Origin of the sequence: Sphingobacterium sp. UBA7253 (assembly GCF_002472745.1) — a bacterium.
Taxonomy (GTDB): domain Bacteria; phylum Bacteroidota; class Bacteroidia; order Sphingobacteriales; family Sphingobacteriaceae; genus Sphingobacterium; species Sphingobacterium siyangense.
Genome location: NZ_DKSP01000242.1, coordinates 1 through 2,515 on the forward strand (window position 1 = coordinate 1; position 2,515 = coordinate 2,515).

The 2,515-nt window shown below is 37.6% G+C and carries 2 protein-coding genes; both read left to right on the forward strand.

Annotated elements, in window-relative coordinates:
• The coding region (locus tag B2X72_RS25195) for a YqgE/AlgH family protein (RefSeq protein ID WP_286851997.1) at nucleotides 1-198 on the forward strand (198 nt) is incomplete at its 5' end.
• 171 nt (nucleotides 199-369) lie between these two features.
• On the forward strand, nucleotides 370-2,259 hold the full coding sequence (gene htpG / locus B2X72_RS25200) for a molecular chaperone HtpG (protein WP_120335893.1): 1,890 nt from the start codon (nucleotides 370-372) through the stop codon (nucleotides 2,257-2,259).
• Nucleotides 2,260-2,515 lie beyond the last annotated feature (256 nt).

Sequence of the window (2,515 nt, forward strand, 5' to 3'; positions counted from 1 at the left end):
TTTATCGGATATTCTGGATGGTCTGCAGGTCAATTAGACGGCGAAATCAAAGAAAATAGCTGGGCTGTACAAAACAAATACCATCATCAGCTCATTTTTGAAGGTAACGGTGAATTGTTGTGGAAGGATGCCATCATTGGACTTGGTCCCAAATATGCACATGTCGCCAATTTCCCTCAGAGCCCAGGCCTAAATTAGTATTAGGGAACATGCTCTCGCTGGCAGTTTACTTATAGAGCCCTTAAATTCACCGAATGAGCCTATGACAAAATAGGCTGTTTCCTGCCATCATGTCCTATAAAGACGATTTGGAACACTGATTGTATGTTTTAAACAAATCATAAAATTAAAAATAGCGACATACAAATTATGAATCCAGAAAAAGGTAGTATTTCAATTCACACGGAGAACATATTTCCCGTAATCAAAAAGTTCTTATATTCTGATAATGAAATTTTCTTGCGTGAACTGGTATCTAATGCAGTTGATGCTTCTCAAAAAATCAAACGCCTGGCATCTTTGGGTCAATACCAAGGTGAAACAGGTGAATTGATTGTAGACGTAAAATTTGATGAAGCTGCCAAGACCATCACTATTTCCGACAATGGTATTGGTATGACAGCAGATGAAATAAAAAAATACATCAACCAGATCGCTTTCTCAGGAGCAACAGAGTTCATGGAAAAATTCAAAGAGGCAAATGATGCAAATGAAATCATTGGCCGCTTTGGTTTAGGCTTCTATTCCGCATTTATGGTAGCCGATACGGTAGAAATCCAATCCTTATCTTATCAGGATGGAGCAGAACCTGCTCATTGGACTTGCGATGGTAGTACATCTTACGAAATTTCTACAGGTACAAGAAGCACCCGCGGAACAGATGTCATCTTGCATATTAACGAAGAATCAACTGAATTTTTAAGCCAGGCACGCTTACAGGACATTTTAGATAAGTATGCTAAATTTCTTCCTGTTTCAATTCGTTTTGGTACCAAGACAAATTCTGAACCAGATGGTGAAGACGAAGAAGGAAAACCAAAATACAAATCTGTAGAGGTAGATAATATCATCAACAATACCAATCCGGCCTGGACAAAATCGCCGTCTGAATTAAAAGACGAGGATTATCTAGCCTTCTACCGCGAACTCTATCCCTACTCAATGGATGAACCATTGTTTTGGATTCACCTCAATGTAGACTACCCATTCAACCTGACAGGTATCCTCTACTTCCCTAAAGTTAAAAATGAACTGGAGATCCAACGCAATAAAATTAAGCTCTATTCTAGACAAGTGTTCATCACCGACGAAGTGAAAGATATTGTTCCTGAATTCTTGATGTTACTTCATGGGGTAATTGATTCGCCGGATATTCCATTAAACGTATCCCGTTCATTTTTACAGGCAGACAGTAACGTTAAAAAAATCAACAGTTATATCACCAAAAAGGTGGCCGACAAATTGAACGAAATATTTAAGACTGATCGTAAGGGATTTGAAGAGAAATGGACGGATATCGGTTTATTTATCAAATACGGTATGCTAAGCGATGAAAAATTTGCTGAAAAAGCAAATGACTTCTGTTTAGTAAAAAACACAGGTAACCAAAGTTTCACCATTAAGGAGTATTACGAAAAGGTCAAAGATATCCAGGTAGATAAAGATGGAAACATTGTTTATTTATATACACATGATGCTGCTCAACAAGATGGTTTCATCCAAACTGCATTAAATAAGGGGTATGATGTTTTGATGCTCGATGGACCACTGGATACGCACTTTGCAGCTTATTTGGAGCAAAAAGGCGGTGAAAAGGTACAGCTGAAGCGTGTAGATGCTGACGTTATCGATAAATTGATCCAAAAAGACGAAAAGGTCGAACTTGCCCTCTCGGAAGAAGAATCTAAAAAAGCACTAGCGGTTTTTGAAAAAGCAATCTCCCGTCAAGACATGAAAGTTGAGGTTGATGCATTAAATGAAGGCGATTTGCCTGTGTCGGTAACAATTGATGAATTTATGCGCCGAATGAAAGATATGGCCAAGACTGGTGGTGGTATGAATTTTTATGGTTCATTGCCCGATAATTATAAAGTAACTGTCAATGGGAACCATCCGCTGATCAAAAGAATTTTATCGTCATCGGACGAAGAAGGTTCAAAACTAGCAAAACAGGCTTTTGATTTAGCGCTCTTGTCCAGAGGTTTATTGTCAGGAGCAGATCTAACGTCTTTCGTGAAGAGAAGTGTAGAAATGATCTAATCATATTTCTTTTAACAAAAAATGCGGTTTCTATGGTAGGAACCGCATTTTTTGTTAAAATATCGGAAGCAAATGACAAATTTAGACAAGCGAAATGCACATCAACATCGAAACGTAACCATATCGATGTTTTTTATTAAAATTTAATAAACTAATCTTCACCTAGTTGGCATTAAACGCTGTTTTTTTTCAATCAAATATTTGGAGGGAATAGGGTTTAATCGTACTTTTGTATCATCAAAATCACGGTAGGTAT

Coding starts and splice junctions, on each gene's coding strand:
- htpG (WP_120335893.1), top strand. CDS start 370: ATGAATCCAGAAAAAGGTAGTATTTCAATTCACACGGAGAACATATTT.